Raw genomic sequence first — 18125 nt, forward strand, 5'->3', positions numbered from 1 at the left:
AACGCACATGCAGCCGCAGGCGTTTGACGCGCTTGCGTGGTACCAGTGCGACCACTTGGGCACGCCGATGGAACTGACTGACCACCATGGGGCGGTGGCGTGGGCGGGGCAGTACAAGGCGTGGGGGGGAGGTGCATGAGGAGCGGTCGGCTTGGGCGAGGCAGATCGGGCTGAGCAATCCGATACGGTTTTACCGTGAGACTGCGCTGCACTACAACCGGTATCGGTACTATGATCCGAGGGTTGGGCGGTTTATTGGGCAGGACCCGATCGGGTTTTCAGGCGGTTTGAACGTATATCAATACGCACCCATCCCAATACATTGGGTTGATCCACTTGGCTTGACGAAAAAATGTAATTTATGCACTGATCAAGAAAATAAAAAAGAAAAACTACAGTGTGATGAAATATACGATGATTACAATCAGGCAATGAATGATGCCCTTAGCTTCACGCATATCACAGCTAAAGGTAGCGTTCCGAACCCAGCAAAATTTGGATCGCAACCGTTTAACGGAAGAGTAGTTCGTGGAGAGTATCGAGGTTTTCGGGTGGAATATGATGAAAGACATAAATCTCACATCAATGCGTTCAATAGAAAGAAAAATGTGCGAACCATTTGCTTTGATGCTTCAGGAAAAACCGTGACCAAAATAGTAAAGAGATTTAATCCATGGGTTTCTCAAAAAAATGTCAAGAGTTTATCGAGTTGCATGCATGTAGCGATCACGAAGAGGTAGATGTTTTTAAAGTTATAAATGACAACTTCCCCATTAGCTGTTCCTCCATTGACTGGAATCGTGTAGAAAACAAAACAACATATGAAAGTGTTTCGCGAAGCGATCTTAAAAGAGAACTAATTTCAATTTTGGAAGCTATAGGTTTTCAGTCATTCCATGATTTTTTTGTTATGCATATGGATAATGCAATCCCCTTGTTGAAAACAGGTATTTACGAGTGGCTAGACTTTGTGGATGAACTGGATTTTGTTGATACATTATTTTTGTCGGTTGACAGAAAATTAGTAATTCATTGGGACTTCTACAAGAATTTGCATGTAAGAATAATCGGGTAAGGCAGCCGTTCCAGGCATCCAATGCCGCAAGCAAGCTGCACTGACTCCAGAGCGAATCCGGTATCTGTTGAGGCGATGGTACAACACTACTATTTTTTTTGCCGGAATAAGAAGTAAATGAATTTTCCTAACGTTATGAATCCGCAAGCATTGACTACGATATATGGAGGGATGCCAAATTTTCTAGGGTCAGATATTACAGAGGTTAATTTCAGGCGGGATGAACCAAGGTTATCTATTAAGCTGGTTACTCGAGAAAAGCCTGAGAATAGCCCTGTGAAGTGGCCAAGAAATTATGATGCGGTCTATATTGAACTATCATTTATAGGGAGTAAATGTATCGATTTTAGCGAGTGGGGCTATGAGAATGTTATTTGTGAAATTTCGTTTGATGTCGTGGATGAGGCCGTCGCTATAAAGATACGCTGCGTTGATAATAGTCGACTGAAATTTACTTGTGATTTGGTTCGTGTCGAGAGCGTGCGGCATGGTCTCACTGGTACCCCTTGACGAGCTAACTCCACGCAGATCGGCTCGCGCAGCATCGACCTGCGTTCGACAGCATGGAGATTTCACCCTACAACATCCTCTCCAACCCCACCGCCTTGCTCACCCACGCATTGAACCGTCGCCACAGCCCACCTGGCTCTGTCGTCAACGTGTGCAACTGCCCATTGTCCTCGGTCACCCACACCAGCTTGCCGTCGACCAGCCGCGGCTCATAGCTCAGCGCCGGGGCCATGCCCTGCAGTGCCAGGTCGCGGGTGTACTCGGCCAGTTGCGGGCTGTCCACCAGGACGCCGACCTCGGTGTTCCACAGCACCGAGCGCGGGTCGAAGTTGAACGAGCCGATGAAGGTCTTCTGCCGATCGAACACGATCGCCTTGCTGTGCAGGCTCGAGTCCGATGCACTGCCGAAGTGATGGATACGCCCGCTGCTGGGGTCGCCGGGCTGGCGGCGCAGTTCGTACAGTTTTACCCCGTGTTCCAGCAGCGCCTTGCGGTACGGCGCATAGCCGCCGTGTACCGCCGGCACGTCGGTGGCCTCCAGCGAGTTGGTCAGCAGGCTCACCGACACCCCGGCGTCGGCATGGCTGGTCAGGTACAGCAGGCCGGTCTCGCCAGGGACGAAGTAGGCCGATACCAGGATCAGCTCATGGTGCACGTCGTTCAGGTCGGGCGCCAACTGCTGGGTCAGCAGCAACCGCGGGTCTGGCTCGGCCTGGGCCAGCACCTTGCTTGGCGCATCCCACAGCGCCTGGTTGTGTGCCCAGATCAACTCGTTGCGCCACGAATCCAGGCGCGGGTGGGTCTTGTAGGCCATCAGGCGGTCGTACAGTGCCTTGCGCTTTACCCTGGCCTCGCTCAGCGAAGCCTCCAGGCGCTCGCGGCTCACACGCAGGTCGTCGGCGTTCGGCGTGCTGAACATGAAGTCGCCAATGGGTCGGCTCAGGGCGCTGTTCCAGTACTGGTCGAAGCTGTGCCCCAGCTGTTCGGCCACCGGCCCCACGCCCAGCATGTCGATGTCGGTGAAGTTCAGGTTGGGCTCGGCGTCGAAGTACTCGTCACCCAGGTTGCGCCCGCCGACGATGGCCATGCTGTTGTCCACCAGCCACAGCTTGTTGTGCATGCGCCGGTGCTGCAGCGACAGGTTGAACAGCCTGCCCAGGGCACGGGTCACGCCGGTGCTGCGCCCCAGGTGCAGCGGGTTGAACACGCGAATCTGTACCTTCGGGTGCGCCGCCAGGGTGGCGATGACCTCGTCCAGGCCGTCGCTGGTGGTGTCGTCGAGCAGGATGCGCACGCGCACGCCGCGGTCGGCAGCCTGCAGCAGTTCGTGTACCAGCGCGCGGGTGCTGAGCCCGTCATGCACGATGTAGTACTGCAGGTCGATGCTGCTCTGGGCGTTACGGATCAGCTCGGCGCGGGCGTGGAACGCCTCGGTGCTGTTGGGCAGCAGGCGAAAGCCGGACCGCCCCTCATGGGCGCTGGCCTGGCGCTGCACCGAACGGCCAAAGGCCGAGTCGCTGGCGGGCAGGGCCTGGGTCACGGTACGGGGCGTGCTGGAGGTGGCGCACCCGGCAAGGGTGAGCGCCAGCATCAGTAACAGCGCGAAGGCCCTGGGTTTGGTCAAAGGGGCATGTCCTTGAGCAGGAAGGCAGTTGGGGGTTGGACCACGCGGGGCGGCGCAACGTTACCCGCCGCGCTCATCCTCGGCCAGTAGACGAATGGCGGTTTCGCCGACCTTGCGCACGGCCGCTTCGATTTCGGCAGTGGCGCGGGCGGCAAAGTTCATGCGCAGGCAGTTGCGGAACTTGCCCGACGCCGAAAAGATGCTGCCCACCGCAATCTGCACACCTTGCTCTAGTAAAGCCCGGTTCAGGCGCAAGGTGTCGAAACTTTCCGGCAGTTCCACCCACAGCACGAAGCCGCCCTGGGGCCGGCTGGCGCGGGTGCCGGCGGGGAAGTAGCGGCTCACCCAGTCGATCATCTGATCGCGGGCGCGCTGGTATTGGCCGCGCACACGGCGCAGGTGCGGCTGGTAGTGGCCGCCCTCGATGAAGTCGGCAATCGCCAGCTGCGGCTGGGTGGCGGTGTAGCCGGTGCTGATGTACTTCATGTGCATCACCCGCTCCAGGTAGCGCCCCGGCGCCACCCAGCCCACCCGCAGGCCGGGCGCAAGGGTCTTGGAGAACGAGCTGCACAGCAGCACGCGGCCATCGTCGTCGAACGACTTGATGGTGCGTGGGCGCGGGTAGGTGTAGGCCAGGTCGCCATACACGTCGTCCTCCAGGATCGCCACGTCGAAGCGCTGGGCCAGGGTCAGCAGGGCGCGTTTGCGCGCCTCGGGCATGATGTAGCCCAATGGATTGTTGCAGCTGGGGGTCAGCTGGATCAGCTTGATCGGCCACTGTTCCAGGGCCAGCTCCAGGGCTTCGAGGCTGATGCCGGTGAGCGGGTCGGTGGGGATCTCCAACGCTTTCATGCCCAGGCCCTTGAGGGTCTGCATGGCGCCGTGAAAGCTCGGTGATTCGACCGCGACGATGTCGCCCGGCTGGCACACCGCGCGCACGCTGATCGACAGGGCTTCCTGGCAGCCGGTGGTGATCACCAGGTCTGCCGTGCTCAGGCTGCAGCCCGAATCGAGCATCAGCCGCGCCACCTGCTCGCGCAGGGCTTCGGTGCCGGCGACGGTGTCGTAGTACAGGCCGGGCATGTCCTGGCGCCGGCTCAGCTGCGCCAGGCTGCGCAGCAACGGCTTGAGGGTGGGGCTGCCGACATCGGGCATGCCGCGGCCCAGTTGCACCACGTCCTTGCGCGGCACGCTGCGCACCAGCTCGAACACCTGGTCCCATTGCGAGATATCCACAGGGCGCTGGGCCGGGCGGCTGACGTCGGGCAGGGCGGGTAGTGGGCGATGGTCAGGCACGAAATAGCCGGACTTGGGCCGGGGCGCCGCCAGCCCGTGATCTTCCAGCACCCGATACGCCTGCTGCACGGTACTCAGGCTCACGCCATGCTCGACGCTCAGGGCCCGCACCGACGGCAGGCGGTCGCCGGGGCGGTAGAGGCCCTGCTCGATGCGTGCGCCAATCAGCTCGGCGAGGTTGACGTAGAGGGTCATGGCGTACTCCTGGGCGGGCAAGCGGCTGGCAACCGGTACAGATTGGGCAAAAATACAGCATTCAGCGCCGTTATCGACACATCTGTATGGAAATAAAACCTGGCGGTTGAATCTGTAATGCCTTGCAGCCCCCGCGCATCATGGCTGCACGGTTACCCACCCTGGAGGAATGAAGCGATGAACGGCGCGAGCGATGCAGGCCTGCCACTGTGCACCAAAGGCGAGGTGGCGCGACATGAGGCGCCCGCCAGCCCGAGTCGCTGGGCTGTGATGATGCGGCGGTGGCGTTCACGCCATGCGCTGCTGCAGCTCGATGCCGAGCAGCTGCGCGATATCGGCCTGACCCGCGAACAGGCCGTGAAGGAAGGTCTCAGGCCATTCTGGAGACCCTAGGCCAGTGCCTTGAGGCGGTGCCACAGCATGCCCAGCGCCAACAGCGGCGAGCGCAGGTGCTTGCCGCCAGGGAAGGTGATGTGCGGCACCTGGGCGAACAGGTCGAAGCGCCCGCTCTGCTGGCCGCTGATCGCCTCGCCCAGCAGCCGCCCGGCCAGGTGCGTGGCGTTGAGCCCGTGGCCGGCATAGGCCTGGGCGTAGTAAACGTTGGGCCGGTCGCGCAGGCGGCCGATCTGCGGCAGGCGGTTGGCGCCGATGCCGATCATGCCGCCCCACTGGTATTCGATGCGGGTGTCGGCCAGTTGCGGGAACACCTTGAGCATCTTGGGCCGCATGTAGGCGCCGATGTCCTGCGGATCGCGCCCCGAGTAGTGGCAGGCGCCACCGAACAGCAGGCGCCGGTCGGCCGAGAGGCGATAGTAGTCCACGGTCACCTGCTGGTCGCACACCGCCATGTTCTGCGGCAGCAACTCGTTGGCCAGGGCTTCGCTCAGCGGTTCGGTGGCGATGATGTAGCTGCCGGCCGGCAGCACCTTGCCACTGAGCTCGCGGTCCAGGTCGTTGATGTAGGCATTGCAGCACAGCACCAGCGTGTTCGCCCGCACCGAGCCCTTGGCGGTGTGCACATGCACCTGCGGGCCGTGCTCGATGCGGGTGACACGGGAATGCTCGAACACCTGCACGCCCAGCTGGCGCGCGGCCTCGGCCTCGCCCAGCGCCAGGTTCAGCGGGTGCAGGTGCCCCGAGCCCATGTCCACCAGGCCGCCGGCGTAGCGACGCGAGCCGACCACCGTGTGCATCTGGTCGGGCTGCACCAGGCGCAGCTCATGGGTGTAGCCCAGTCCGCGCAGTTCGTCGATCTCTTCGCTGAAGCCCTCGAATTCCCGTGGCTTGTTGGCCAGGTCGCAGTAGCCCCAGGTCAGGTCGCAGTCGATGGCATGGCGTTCGATGCGCTGGCGCACGATGTCCACTGCCTCCAGGCCCATCAGTTTGAGGCTGCGCACTCCCTCGCTGCCGATCACCGGGGTGAACTGGTCCAGGCCGTGTCCGACCCCGCGAATCAGCTGCCCGCCATTGCGTCCACTGGCGCCCCAACCGATCTTGTGCGCTTCGAGCAGCACCACGCTCAGGCCGCGTTCGGCCAGTTCGATGGCGGTATTGAGGCCCGAAAAGCCGCCGCCCACCACGCACACATCACAGTTCAGCTCGCCTTGCAGGGGCGGGTACGCCGGTTGCCCGGCGCTGTGGGCAGCGTAGTAGGAAGTGGTATGCACGTTTGAAGGATCCTGGTAGGGCTGTGTGGAAAATTTGACACAGCATAGGCGGTGCTTTGATCGGCAGGCAACCGTGGGGCAAAATGGCGCTTCAGCCTTTCCCGCCACGAGTCTGCCATGAGTTGCAACAGTCACAAGATCCGCTTCCTGCGTGAACAGATCCCGTCGTTCGCCTGCGTGCCGGGCTGCCACGATTGCTGCGGCCCGGTGACCACCTCCAGCGAGGAAATGGCGCGCCTGCCACGCAAGAGCGCGGCCGAGCAACAGGCCGCGCTGGATGAGCTCAACTGTGTGCACCTGGGCCCCGAGGGCTGCACGGTGTACGAGGAGCGGCCGCTGATCTGCCGCCTGTTCGGCACTACCCCGCGGCTGCCGTGCCCCAATGGTCGCGGCCCTGCCGAGATGATCGACCCGCAGGCCGAGCGCCTGGTGCACCAGTACATCGCCAGCACCCGCCAGGTGCTGGTGTAAGGCTCAGTCCGGGATCGGCAGGTTGAGGCTTTCCTTCACCTCTTCCATCACGATGTAGCTCTTGGATTCGCGCACGTGCGGCAGCTTGAGCAGGATGTCGCCCAGCAGCTTGCGGTACGAGGCCATCTCCGAGATGCGCGCCTTCACCAGGTAGTCGAAATCGCCCGATACCAGGTGGCATTCCAATACGTGGGGCAGCTTGAGCACCGCGCGGCGAAACTCTTCGAAAGTGTCCCCCGACTTGTAGTCCAGGCTGATCTCGACGAACACCAGCAGGCTGCCCTTGAGGTGCTGTGGGTTGAGCCGGGCGTTGTAGCCCATGATGATGCCTTCGCGCTCCAGACGCCGGACCCGCTCGGTGCATGGGGTGGTCGACAGGCCGACCTTCTCGCCCAGTTCGGTGAACGAGATGCGCCCGTCGGTCTGCAGGATGCGCAGGATGTTGCGGTCGATCTTGTCCAGTTCACGTTTGCTTTGATGCTGGGTTCTCATAGTGGATGCCCCTCCGTAAAAGCCGACCCTGCCGAGAATTCTCGCCAAATATAGGCTTTTATATAGTGAAAAGCACTGCCTCTACCTTCCTATACTGCGCCCATCCATGCCTTAAACAACAAATGTGTGCGGTACGCCGCCTCGAGGGATAACAACATGCGCGTTCTGGTACTTGGTAGCGGCGTCATCGGGACCGCCAGTGCCTACTATCTGGCTCGTCAGGGGTTTGAAGTGGTGGTGGTCGATCGCCAGCCGGCGGTGGCCATGGAAACCAGCTTCGCCAACGCTGGCCAGGTATCGCCGGGTTATGCCTCGCCCTGGGCTGCACCCGGTGTGCCGCTCAAGGCCATCAAGTGGCTGCTCGAGCGCCACGCCCCGCTGGCCATCAAGGCCACCGCCGACATCGACCAGTACCTGTGGATGGCGCAGATGCTGCGCAACTGCACGGCCAACCGCTATGCGGTGAACAAGGAGCGCATGGTGCGCCTGTCCGAGTACAGCCGCGACTGCCTTGACGAGCTGCGTGCCGAAACCGGCATTGCCTACGAAGGCCGTACCCTGGGCACCACCCAGTTGTTCCGCACCCAGGCGCAACTGGACAACGCGGCCAAGGATATCGCCGTGCTGGAACAGTCCGGTGTGCCCTACGAGCTGCTCGACCGCGACGGCATTGCCCGCGTGGAGCCTGCCCTGGCCAATGTCACCGACATCCTCGCCGGTGCCCTGCGCCTGCCCAACGACCAGACCGGCGACTGCCAGCTGTTCACCACGCGCCTGGCCGAAATGGCGCGCGACCTGGGCGTGGAATTCCGCTTCGGGCAGAACATCGAGCGCCTCGATCACGCGGGCGACCGGGTCAACGGCGTATGGATCGACGGCAAGCTGGAAACCGCCGATCGCTACGTGCTGGCCCTGGGCAGCTACTCGCCGCAACTGCTCAAGCCGCTGGGCATCAAGGCCCCGGTGTACCCGCTCAAGGGCTACTCGCTGACCGTGCCGATCACCGACCCGGCCATGGCCCCAACCTCGACGATTCTCGACGAGACCTACAAGGTCGCGATCACCCGCTTCGACAACCGCATCCGCGTCGGCGGCATGGCCGAGATCGCCGGTTTCGACCTGTCGCTCAACCCGCGTCGGCGCGAAACGCTGGAGATGATCGTCAACGACCTTTATCCTCGCGGCGGCGACCTGAGCCAGGCCAGCTTCTGGACCGGCCTGCGCCCGACCACCCCCGACGGCACGCCGATCGTGGGCGCCACGGCGTTTCGCAACCTGTTCCTGAACACCGGCCACGGCACCCTCGGCTGGACCATGGCGTGCGGTTCGGGTCGCCTGCTGGCCGACCTGATGGCGCGCAAGAAGCCGCAGATCAGCGCCGAAGGCCTCGACATTTCCCGCTACAGCAACAGTCAGGAGACTGCAAAGCATGTCAATCCAGCGCCAGCTCACCAATGAGCGCATGAGCCAGATCGTTACCCACAACGGCACCGTCTACCTGTCGGGCCAGGTGGGTAATGACCTGAACGGCGACGTCGGCCAGCAGACCCGCGAGGTTCTGGCCAACATCGAGCGGCTGCTGGACCTGGCCGGTACCGACAAGAGCCGCGTGCTGTCGGCGACCATCTACCTCAGCGACATCGACACCCAGTTCCAGGCCATGAACACGGTGTGGGACCAGTGGCTGGCCAAAGGCAATGCCCCGGCCCGCGCCACCGTTCAGGCCCGGCTGTGCAATCCGCAGATGCTGGTCGAGATCTCGATCGTCGCCGCCCTGCCGTAATCCGTTACCCAACTCACCCGACTGCCAGAAGGCTGCCGTCATGCGTCCCGCCCGTGCCCTGATCGATCTCCAAGCGCTGCGCCACAACTATCAACTCGCCCGCGAACTGACCGGCGCCAAGGCGCTGGCCGTGATCAAGGCCGACGCCTACGGGCACGGCGCGGTGCGCTGCGCCCAGGCGCTGGAGGGCGAGGCCGACGGGTTTGCCGTGGCCTGCATCGAAGAGGCGCTGGAGCTGCGTGCTGCCGGCATCAAGGCCCCGGTGCTGCTGCTCGAGGGCATTTTCGAAGCCAGCGAGCTGCCCCTGATTGCCGAGCAGGACCTGTGGTGCGTGGTGCATTCGCTGTGGCAGCTCGAAGCCATCGAACAGGCCGGCCTGACCCGCCCGATCACCGTGTGGCTCAAGCTCGACACCGGCATGCACCGCGTCGGCCTGCACCCCAAGGACTACCACGGCGCCTACCAGCGTCTGCTGGCCAGCGGCAAGGTGGCGCGCATCGTGCTGATGAGCCACTTCGCCCGTGCCGACGAACTCGACAGCACGGCCAGCAGCGAGCAGGTGGCGGTGTTCGAAGCCGCGCGCCAGGGCCTGAGTGCCGAGGTCAGCCTGCGCAACTCGCCGGCCGTGCTGGGCTGGCCGCAGGTGCCCAGCGACTGGGTGCGTCCGGGCATCATGCTGTATGGCGCCACGCCCTTCGAGGTGCCGCAGGCCCAGGCTCAGCGCCTGCAGCCGGTGATGACCCTGGAATCCAAAGTGATCTGCGTGCGCGAACTGCCGGCCGGCGAGCCGGTGGGCTACGGTGCGAAATTCATCAGCCCGCGCCCCACCCGCGTGGGTGTGGTCGCCATGGGCTATGCCGACGGCTACCCGCGCCTGGCACCCACCGGTACCCCGGTGCTGGTGGCCGGCAAGCGCAGCCAGCTGATTGGCCGCGTGTCGATGGACATGTTGTGCATCGACCTCACCGATGTGCCCGAGGCCGGGCTGGGCAGCCCGGTGGAGTTGTGGGGCAAGCACGTGCTGGCCAGCGACGTGGCGATCCAGGCGGGCACCATCCCGTATCAGATCTTCTGCAACCTGCGTCGGGTGCCGATGGTGTACGGCGGCAATTGAGGCGCCAAAGCGGACGGGCTGCGGGTCGAAGTGTTGTAAATACTGAACGCTGTTGCGATGATACCGTTCAATTTCGACCCCACGTGTTCGTTTAGGAGGGCCCAGGCCTTGGACGTCGGTGAACGACTGCAAGCCATTCGCAAGCTCAAAGGCCTGTCTCAACGCGAGCTGGCCAAGCGGGCGGGCGTGACCAACAGCACCATCTCGATGATCGAGAAGAACAGCGTGAGCCCTTCGATCAGCTCGCTGCGCAAGGTGCTGGGCGGTATTCCGATGTCGATGGTGGAGTTCTTTTCCGAAGAGCTGCAGCCCGAGAACCCGACCCAGATCGTGTACAAGGCCAACGAACTGATCGATATATCCGACGGCGCAGTCACCATGAAGCTGGTCGGCAAGGCCCACGCCAGCCGCGCCATTGCCTTTCTAAACGAGATCTACCCGCCCGGTGCCGACACCGGCGAAGAGATGCTCACCCACGACGGCGAAGAGACCGGCATTCTGCTCGAAGGGCGCCTGGAGCTGGTGGTGGGGCTTGAAACCTTCATCCTCGAGGCGGGCGACAGCTACTATTTCGAGAGCACCAAGCCGCATCGATTCCGCAATCCCTACGATGAGCCGGCCCGGCTGATCAGTGCCGCCACCCCGGCCAACTTCTGAGCCCACGCGCGTCGCCAATGCGCGGCGGATTGTCGCGGCTAAACCCCTTTGGTCTTTAGGGTTGTTTCGGTGAGGCGGGGTTCCCGCTATACTTGCGCGGCCTGCGAAACCGTGGCCGCGGGCGTGACTAGCCACCATGAGGGTGTACGCGTGAATCTAATCAAGACAATGCTGGCCGTACCAGCAGCCGTAGTAGCCCTATGGGCCGTCAACGCCCAGGCTGTGACCAATGACGACATCGCCAAGCGGCTGGAGCCGGTCGGTCAGGTGTGTGTACAAGGGCAGGAATGCAAGGGCATGGAAGTGGCCGCCACTGCCGGCGGTGGCGGTGCCAAGACCCCGGATGAAGTCATCGCCAAGCACTGCAACGCGTGCCATGGCAGCGGTCTGCTGGGCGCACCGAAGATCGGCGATACCGCCGCCTGGAAAGAGCGCGCCGACCACCAGGGCGGCCTGGACGGCATCCTGGCCAAGGCCATCACCGGCATCAACGCCATGCCGCCAAAAGGCACCTGTGCCGACTGCTCGGATGACGACCTCAAGGCCGCCATCGAGAAGATGTCCGGCCTCAAGTAAGCCCGACGCTGCAGCTACAAGGCCCGCCACGTGCGGGCTTTGTCGTTTCTGACGCTGGCCATTGCAGCAAACGCGGGGCATGCTCGGTCCAACCCTGGAATCACGGATGCCTAGGAGGCCGAGATGGCGCACCGCTGTTCGATCGAGATCGCCGTGGACGAAGTGCTGGCGCGTTTGCCGGCGCACATCCACATGGGCCTGCCACTGGGCCTGGGCAAGCCCAACCGCTTCGTCAATGCGCTGTATGCACGGGTGCGTGAGCTGCCCGAGCGGCAACTGACCATCTACACCGCACTGAGCCTGGGCCGCCCGGACCTGGGTGACGGCCTGCAGCGGCGCTTTCTCGAACCCTTCGTGGAGCGCGTGTTCGCCGACTACCCCGAACTGGAATACCTGCAGGACCTGCGCCGCGACCGGTTGCCGGCCAACATCCGCGTCGAGCAGTTCTTCATGCAGCCGGGCAGCATGCTGCACAGCCACATGGCCCAGCAGGACTACGTCAGCAGCAACTACAGTCATGCGGCCCGCGACATCAATGCCAAGGGCCTGAACCTGGTGGCGCAGATCGTTGCCGCCCACCCCGAGCGCACCGGGCACCTGAGCCTGAGCTGCAACCCCGACATCACCCTCGACCTGCTGCCAATGATCGCGCGCCGGCGTGCAGCCGGCGAAACCATCCTGATGCTGGGGCACGTGCACGACGAGCTGCCCTACATGCCGGGCGACAGCGAACTGGCGCAGGACGATTTCGACCTGTTGATCGACGCCCCGGAAACCACTCGGCTGTTCTCCACGCCGAACATGCCCGTCACCACCCAGGACCACTTCATCGGCGTGCACGCCAGCACCCTGGTGCGCGACGGCGGCACCCTGCAGATCGGCATCGGCGCCATGGGTGATGCGCTGGCCGCCGCGTTGCTGGCGCGCCAGGGGGACGCGCCGGAGTACCAGGCGCTGCTCGCCGACCTCGACCTGGCGCCCTGGCAGGTGCTGATCGAGCGTGAAGGCGGCACTGCGCCGTTTGCCCAGGGCCTGTATGGCTGCAGCGAGATGTTCGTGAACGGATTGCTCGCGCTGGCGGAGGCGGGCGTGGTGCGCCGGCCGGTGGCCGACGGGGTGCTGGTGCATGGCGGTTTCTTCCTCGGGCCGCAGGCGTTCTACCAGCGCCTGCGCGAGATGCCGCTGGCGCAGCGCAAATCCTTTGCCATGCACGCGATCAGCTTCATCAACGAGCTGTACGGTGACGAGGCCCTCAAGCGCGAACAGCGCCGCGATGCACGCTTCATCAACACGGTGTTCACCATGACCCTGATGGGGGCGGGGGTGGCCGACCAGCTCGAGGACGGTCGCGTACTGAGCGGGGTGGGCGGGCAGTACAACTTCGTCGCCCAGGCCCATGCGCTGGAAGGCGGGCGTTCCATCCTGCTGCTGCGCAGCTGGCGCGAAGCCGGCGGGGAGGTCAGTTCCAACCTGCTGTGGACCTACGGGCACTGCACCATCCCGCGGCATCTGCGCGATATCGTGGTGACCGAATACGGCATTGCCGACCTGCGCGGGCAGACCGACGCCGAGGTGATTGCGCGGTTGCTGGCGATCAGCGATTCGCGGTTCCAGCCCGGGCTGATGGAGCAGGCGAAAAAGGCCGGCAAGCTGGCGCAGGATTTCGAGCTGGATGCGCGCTTCACGCAGAACACGCCGCAGCGGCTGGAGGCATTGCGTGGGCGGCATGCGCGGTTGTTTGCCGAGTATCCGCTGGGCAGCGATTTCACCGCTGAAGAGAAGGACCTGCTGCGCGCGCTGAACTGGCTCAAGAGCAAGTTCAAGTTGAGCGAGGCGCTGGAGCTGGGCAAGGCGGCACTGGATGCGCCGGGGCCGGAGCGGTATCCCGGGCATCTGCGGCGCATGGGCCTGAGCGAGCCGGACGGGCTGAAGGAGGACCTGTACCAGCGGTTGCTGCTGGCGGCTTTGCAAACTACCGCGTAGAACGCTTTCGCCGGCAAGGCCGGCTCCTGCAGGCGGTGGAGCACCTGTAGGAGCCAGCCTTGCTGGCGAAGCGGTCGGTAAGCCTTACTCGATAAAGCTGACCACACCACCGTCCAGCGACTTCACCCGGGCCAGCGACTCGACGCGATAGCCCTGGCTGTCCAGCTCGGCACGTCCGCCCTGGAACGACTTCTCGATCACGATGCCCAGCCCGGCCACGGTTGCGCCGGCCTGCTTGATGATCGAGATCAGCGCCTGCGACGCCTTGCCGTTGGCCAGGAAGTCGTCGATCACCAGCACGCGGTCGCTGCTGTTGAGGTGACGCGGCGAAATCGCCACGGTGTTCTCGGTCTGCTTGGTGAACGAGTACACCGAAGCCACCAGCAGGTTCTCGGTCAGGGTCAGCGACTGGTGCTTGCGGGCGAAGATCACCGGCACGCCCAGCTTCAAACCGGTCATCACCGCCGGGGCAATCCCCGAGGCCTCGATGGTGACGATCTTGGTCACGCCCGCATCGGCGAACAGACGGGCGAACTCGTCGCCAATCAGTTGCATCAGCGCAGGGTCGATCTGATGGTTGAGAAACGCATCGACTTTGAGAACCTGATCGGAAAGCACGATGCCTTCTTCGCGAATCTTCTGGTGCAGTGCTTCCACTGGTGTAATTCCTCGATGTAGCCAAAAGGCCCCGGCAACAAGCCAGGGCAAAGGTGGATTATCTATCGTTTGAGCATGGCGCGGATATCGGCCAGGGCCGTATTGCCACGCACGGCTTTGACTTCCGTGGGTGTATCGTCCAGGCCTTCCCAGGCCAGGTCGTCATCGGGCAATTCATCGAGGAAGCGGCTTGGCGCGCAATCGATGATCTCGCCGTACTGCTTGCGCTTGGCGGCAAAGGTGAAGGCCAGGGTCTGGCGTGCGCGGGTGATGCCCACGTAGGCCAGGCGCCGCTCCTCCTCGATGGTGTCGGCCTCGATGCTGGAGCGGTGCGGGAGGATTTCCTCTTCCATGCCCATGATGAACACGTAGGGAAACTCCAGGCCCTTGGAGGCATGCAGCGTCATCATCTGCACGCCCTCGGCGCCTTCTTCCTCTTCCTGCTGGCGTTCGAGCATGTCGCGCAACACCAGCTTGCCGATGGCTTCCTCGATGGTCATGCCGCCTTCCTCGTCCTTCTCGAGGGTGTTTTTCAACGCCTCGATCAGGAACCAGACGTTGCCCATGCGAAAGTCCGCGGCCTTGTCACTGGAACTGTTGGTACGGATCCAGTTCTCGTAGTCGATGTCGGTCACCATGCTGCGCAGCGCGGCGATCGGGTCTTCCAGCGCGACCTGCTCGCGTACCTTGTCCATCCAGCGCTTGAAGCGCTGCAGGCGATCGGTGAAGCGGCTGTCCAGATGCTCGCCCAGGCCCAGCTCCTCGCTGGCGGCATACATCGACACCTTGCGCTCGGTGGCGTAGTTGCCGAGTTTTTCCAGGGTGGTGGAGCCGATTTCGCGGCGCGGCACGTTGATCACGCGCAGGTAGGCGTTGTCGTCGTCCGGGTTCACCAGCAGGCGGAAGTAGGCCATCAGGTCTTTTACTTCCTGGCGGCCGAAGAAACTGTTACCGCCCGACAGGCGGTAGGGGATCTGGTGGTGCTGCAGCTTCAGCTCGATCAGCTTGGCCTGGTAGTTGCCGCGGTAGAGGATGGCGAAGTCGCTGTACGGGCGGTCGGTACGCAGGTGCAGGCTGAGGATCTCCATGGCCACGCGCTCGGCCTCGGCTTCCTCGTTCTTGCAGCGGATCACGCGGATCTCGTCGCCGTGGCCCATCTCGCTCCACAGCTGCTTCTCGAAGGCGTGGGGGTTGTTGGAGATCAGCACGTTGGCGCAGCGCAGGATGCGGCTGGTGGAGCGGTAGTTCTGCTCGAGCATCACCACCTTCAGGGACGGGTAGTCGTCCTTGAGCAGCATCAGGTTTTCAGGGCGCGCGCCGCGCCAGGCATAGATCGACTGGTCGTCGTCGCCCACCACGGTGAACTGGTTGCGCGTACCGATCAGCATCTTCACCAGCAGGTATTGGCTGGCGTTGGTGTCCTGGTATTCGTCCACCAACAGGTAGCGCACCTTGTTCTGCCACTTCTGCAGAATGTCGGGGTGGTCCTGGAACAGCTTGACCGGCAGCAGGATCAAGTCGTCGAAGTCCACCGCGTTGAACGCCTTGAGCGTGCGCTGATAGTGCGCATACACGATGGCGGCGGTCTGCTCCTTGGGGTTGCGCGCGTTCTCCAGGGCCTCGGGCGGCAGGATCAGGTCGTTCTTCCAGGCGCCGATCATGTTCTTGATCTCGTCGACGCCATCGTCCCCGGAGTATTCCTTCTGCATGATGTCGGTCATCAGGGCCTTGACGTCGGTTTCGTCGAAAATCGAGAAACCCGGCTTGAAGCCCAGCCGTTCATGCTCCTTGCGAATGATGTTCAGGCCAAGGTTGTGGAAGGTCGATACCGTCAGGCCGCGCCCCTCGCCGCCGCGCAGCAGGGTGCCCACGCGCTCCTTCATCTCGCGCGCCGCCTTGTTGGTGAAGGTCATGGCCACGATGTACTGGGCACGGATGCCGCAGTTCTGGATCAGGTGGGCGATCTTGCGCGTGATCACGCTGGTCTTGCCGGAGCCAGCACCGGCGAGCACCAAAAGAGGGCCGCCGACGTAGCTCACGGCTTCCTGTTGCCGGGGGTTGAGTCGGGACATGACGTTAACCGGGGGTCGCTGAAAAATAGCCGGGCATTTTAGCAGGCGCAGAGCAATTGTGCCGCGACCGTCTGACAGTGTGACGTACCACGCGATCTTAATTTGCCGCTTTTGATACTTTCCCGCAGGATGCGTGGCGAAATACCGCGGGATCAGGACGAAGGAATGTCGTGAGTTAAAGTGAAAACCATTTACATTTGATGGTTCAGGATCGAGCATCCCGCCCACATCGTCATTGACCGCGTTCTCGTGCTAAGGAGCCAGCTTGTCTACGCTTGTCGAACCGTTGCGTCTGCTTCTGCTGGCGGACGGGCCGCACTGGGCCGTTGCCCTTGGTGAATGCCTGCTGCCGCTGGGCGGTGGCGCGGTGCTGGTGACCGCACCCGGCTGGGACGCGGTCGACAGCCTGTTCGCCCGCGACCGCAACGCGCTGGTGCTGGCCACCCCGGGCTTGCAGCCGGCGCCCGGGCGTTGCGACCTGCCCATGGTGCTGCTGCTGGAGCAGGAGCCGCCCGAGGCGCCGCCGGGTGTGAGCGACTGGCTGGTGTTCGAGCAGCTGAGCGGCGACATGCTGCGCCGCTGCCTGCGCCATGTGCGCGAGCGGGGTGTGCTCGAAGCCACCCTGCAGCGCCTGGCCGAGCAGGACCCGCTGACCGGCATTGCCAACCGCCAGGGCTTCCAGACCCTGCTGGCCGCGCGCCTGGCCGAAAACGACGGGCGTGGTGTGGCCCTCGGGCACCTGGACCTGGACAACTTCCGCCACGCCAACGATGCCCTCGGCCACCAGGCCGGTGACCGCCTGATCCTGCAGGTGGTCAGCCGGCTCAAGCGCCAGCTCGAGGCAGGCGATCAGGTGGCGCGCCTGGGCAGCGACGAATTCGCCCTGCTGATCGACACCCGGCGCGAGCCGCAGCGTGCCGAGTGGATGGCCGAGCGCATCACCGAGGCCCTGGCCGAACCCTACTGGATTGACGGCGAAAGCCTGCTGCTGGGGTGCAGCCTGGGCGTGGCGCATGCCCGTGCGCAGGCTGGTGCCGACCCGCTGATGTGGCACGCGCACATCGCCATGCAGCAGGCCAAGAGCACCCAGGGCTGCACCTTTCACATCTTTAACGAGCGCATCAACCGCAACGCACGCAGCCTGGCCGACCTGGAAAGCGAGCTGCGCCGAGGCCTGCGCCGCGACGAACTGGAACTGCACTACCAGCCACGCCTGGACCTGAGCGACGGGCGCATCGTCGGCCTGGAGGCACTGGTGCGCTGGCGCCACAGCGAGCGTGGCCTGCTGCCACCGAGCGAATTCGTGCCGCTGGCCGAGCAGAGCGGGCTGATCGTGCCGCTGGGCTACTGGGTGATCTCGCGTGCCCTGCGCGACATGCAGGCACTGCGCGAGCAGGGGCTGGCGCCATTGCACATGGCGGTCAACCTGTCATTTCGCCAGTTTCAGGACAGCCAACTGCTGGCAACGCTGGGGCGGCTGATCGTCGAGCACGGGGTGGATGCGGGCTGGCTGGAGTTCGAGCTGACCGAGACCGCAGTGATGCGGCGCAACGACCTGGTCAAGCAGACCATGGACGCGCTGGGACGCTTGGGGGTGCGGTTTTCGCTGGATGACTTCGGCACCGGCTTTTCGTCGTTCGTGCACCTGAACAGCCTGCCGATCGCCCTGCTCAAGGTCGACCGCAGCTTTGTCGGTGGCATGGAGCAGCGCGAAGAGAACCGCAAGCTGGTGCACGCCATGATCAACCTTGCGCACAACCTGAACCTGGAGGTGGTGGCCGAGGGCGTGGAGACCGAGGAACAGCTGGCGTTGCTGCGCAGCTTTGGCTGCGACCAGGTGCAGGGCTTTCTGATCAGCCGGCCGTTGCCGATCGAGCAACTGGTCGAGTATCTGGTGCAGGGGGCGGGGCAGGGCGCAGTGGCGCTGTAGCCCCCGTCGCCGGCATGCGCGAA

17 protein-coding genes and 1 pseudogene are annotated in these 18125 nt (G+C 63.4%); 12 read left to right on the forward strand and 6 right to left on the reverse strand.

Features of this window, described 5'->3' with window-relative positions; genetic code table 11:
- The 3 genes and pseudogenes from DN388_RS17120 to DN388_RS17130 all read left to right on the forward strand — a co-directional run.
- Positions 1-344: pseudogene (locus DN388_RS17120) on the forward strand (RHS repeat-associated core domain-containing protein); the annotation flags it as partial.
- A gap of 329 nt (positions 345-673) precedes the next feature.
- Positions 674-1075, forward strand: coding sequence for a hypothetical protein (locus DN388_RS17125; RefSeq protein ID WP_167400222.1), 402 nt, complete (start codon positions 674-676; stop codon positions 1073-1075).
- A 117-nt stretch (positions 1076-1192) separates the two neighbouring features.
- Positions 1193-1585, forward strand: a complete 393-nt coding sequence (locus DN388_RS17130; RefSeq protein WP_078480634.1) for an immunity 50 family protein — start codon at positions 1193-1195, stop codon at positions 1583-1585.
- Positions 1586-1652: 67 nt separating this feature from the next.
- Here the strand turns inward: DN388_RS17130 and DN388_RS17135 are convergent, their stop codons facing one another.
- Complete coding sequence (locus tag DN388_RS17135; protein WP_058541849.1) at positions 1653-3176, reverse strand: phospholipase D family protein; 1524 nt, start codon at positions 3174-3176, stop codon at positions 1653-1655.
- A 93-nt stretch (positions 3177-3269) separates the two neighbouring features.
- On the reverse strand, positions 3270-4700 hold the full coding sequence (locus DN388_RS17140; RefSeq protein WP_043863325.1) for a PLP-dependent aminotransferase family protein: 1431 nt from the start codon (positions 4698-4700) through the stop codon (positions 3270-3272).
- Between the two features lie 177 nt (positions 4701-4877).
- Between DN388_RS17140 and DN388_RS17145 the strand changes: the two genes are divergently transcribed.
- A complete protein-coding gene (locus DN388_RS17145; RefSeq protein ID WP_078480636.1) occupies positions 4878-5093 on the forward strand; it encodes a DUF1127 domain-containing protein in 216 nt (71 codons plus the stop codon).
- Here DN388_RS17145 and DN388_RS17150 read toward each other — a convergent pair.
- Positions 5090-6367 carry an FAD-binding oxidoreductase gene (locus DN388_RS17150; RefSeq protein ID WP_043863327.1) on the reverse strand — a complete coding sequence of 426 codons (1278 nt, stop codon included), beginning with the start codon at positions 6365-6367 and terminating at the stop codon, positions 5090-5092. The two genes, DN388_RS17145 and DN388_RS17150, sit on opposite strands and share 4 nt — an antisense overlap.
- A 117-nt stretch (positions 6368-6484) precedes the next feature.
- Between DN388_RS17150 and DN388_RS17155 the strand changes: the two genes are divergently transcribed.
- Positions 6485-6838 (forward strand): YkgJ family cysteine cluster protein, encoded by a 354-nt coding sequence (locus DN388_RS17155; RefSeq protein ID WP_043863328.1) that lies wholly within the window; start codon positions 6485-6487, stop codon positions 6836-6838.
- A 3-nt stretch (positions 6839-6841) separates the two neighbouring features.
- Here DN388_RS17155 and dadR read toward each other — a convergent pair whose 3' ends face one another.
- A complete protein-coding gene (gene dadR / locus DN388_RS17160; RefSeq protein ID WP_042121505.1) occupies positions 6842-7330 on the reverse strand; it encodes a transcriptional regulator DadR in 489 nt (162 codons plus the stop codon).
- 156 nt (positions 7331-7486) lie between these two features.
- Here dadR and dadA point away from each other — a divergent pair, with 156 nt between their 5' ends.
- The 6 genes from dadA to DN388_RS17190 all read left to right on the forward strand — a co-directional run bounded on the left by dadA (position 7487) and on the right by DN388_RS17190 (position 13443).
- The gene (dadA, locus tag DN388_RS17165; protein WP_043863329.1) at positions 7487-8788 is read left to right on the forward strand and encodes a D-amino acid dehydrogenase; all 1302 of its coding nucleotides are present in this window, start codon (positions 7487-7489) and stop codon (positions 8786-8788) included.
- The gene (locus tag DN388_RS17170; RefSeq protein WP_043863330.1) at positions 8760-9113 is read left to right on the forward strand and encodes a RidA family protein; all 354 of its coding nucleotides are present in this window, start codon (positions 8760-8762) and stop codon (positions 9111-9113) included. Before dadA ends, DN388_RS17170 begins: the two co-directional genes overlap by 29 nt.
- Positions 9114-9153: 40 nt before the next feature.
- Positions 9154-10227 (forward strand): alanine racemase, encoded by a 1074-nt coding sequence (alr, locus tag DN388_RS17175; RefSeq protein ID WP_196932042.1) that lies wholly within the window; start codon positions 9154-9156, stop codon positions 10225-10227.
- A gap of 108 nt (positions 10228-10335) precedes the next feature.
- On the forward strand, positions 10336-10884 hold the full coding sequence (locus tag DN388_RS17180) for a cupin domain-containing protein (RefSeq protein ID WP_043863332.1): 549 nt from the start codon (positions 10336-10338) through the stop codon (positions 10882-10884).
- Between the two features lie 168 nt (positions 10885-11052).
- On the forward strand, positions 11053-11460 hold the full coding sequence (locus DN388_RS17185; protein WP_043863333.1) for a cytochrome c5 family protein: 408 nt from the start codon (positions 11053-11055) through the stop codon (positions 11458-11460).
- A gap of 123 nt (positions 11461-11583) precedes the next feature.
- On the forward strand, positions 11584-13443 hold the full coding sequence (locus tag DN388_RS17190) for an acetyl-CoA hydrolase/transferase C-terminal domain-containing protein (RefSeq protein ID WP_255001341.1): 1860 nt from the start codon (positions 11584-11586) through the stop codon (positions 13441-13443).
- 84 nt (positions 13444-13527) lie between these two features.
- Here DN388_RS17190 and DN388_RS17195 read toward each other — a convergent pair whose 3' ends face one another.
- Both DN388_RS17195 and rep read right to left on the reverse strand, forming a co-directional pair.
- Positions 13528-14100 (reverse strand): xanthine phosphoribosyltransferase, encoded by a 573-nt coding sequence (locus tag DN388_RS17195; RefSeq protein ID WP_043863335.1) that lies wholly within the window; start codon positions 14098-14100, stop codon positions 13528-13530.
- Between the two features lie 62 nt (positions 14101-14162).
- Entirely contained in the window at positions 14163-16172 is a 2010-nt protein-coding gene (rep, locus tag DN388_RS17200; protein ID WP_043863336.1) for a DNA helicase Rep, read from the reverse strand.
- Positions 16173-16437: 265 nt separating this feature from the next.
- Here rep and DN388_RS17205 point away from each other — a divergent pair, with 265 nt between their 5' ends.
- Positions 16438-18102, forward strand: a complete 1665-nt coding sequence (locus DN388_RS17205) for a bifunctional diguanylate cyclase/phosphodiesterase (RefSeq protein ID WP_058541722.1) — start codon at positions 16438-16440, stop codon at positions 18100-18102.
- Positions 18103-18125: the final 23 nt, after the last annotated feature.

The organism is Pseudomonas sp. S12(2018), from assembly GCF_024355235.1.
Taxonomy (GTDB): domain Bacteria; phylum Pseudomonadota; class Gammaproteobacteria; order Pseudomonadales; family Pseudomonadaceae; genus Aquipseudomonas; species Aquipseudomonas palmensis.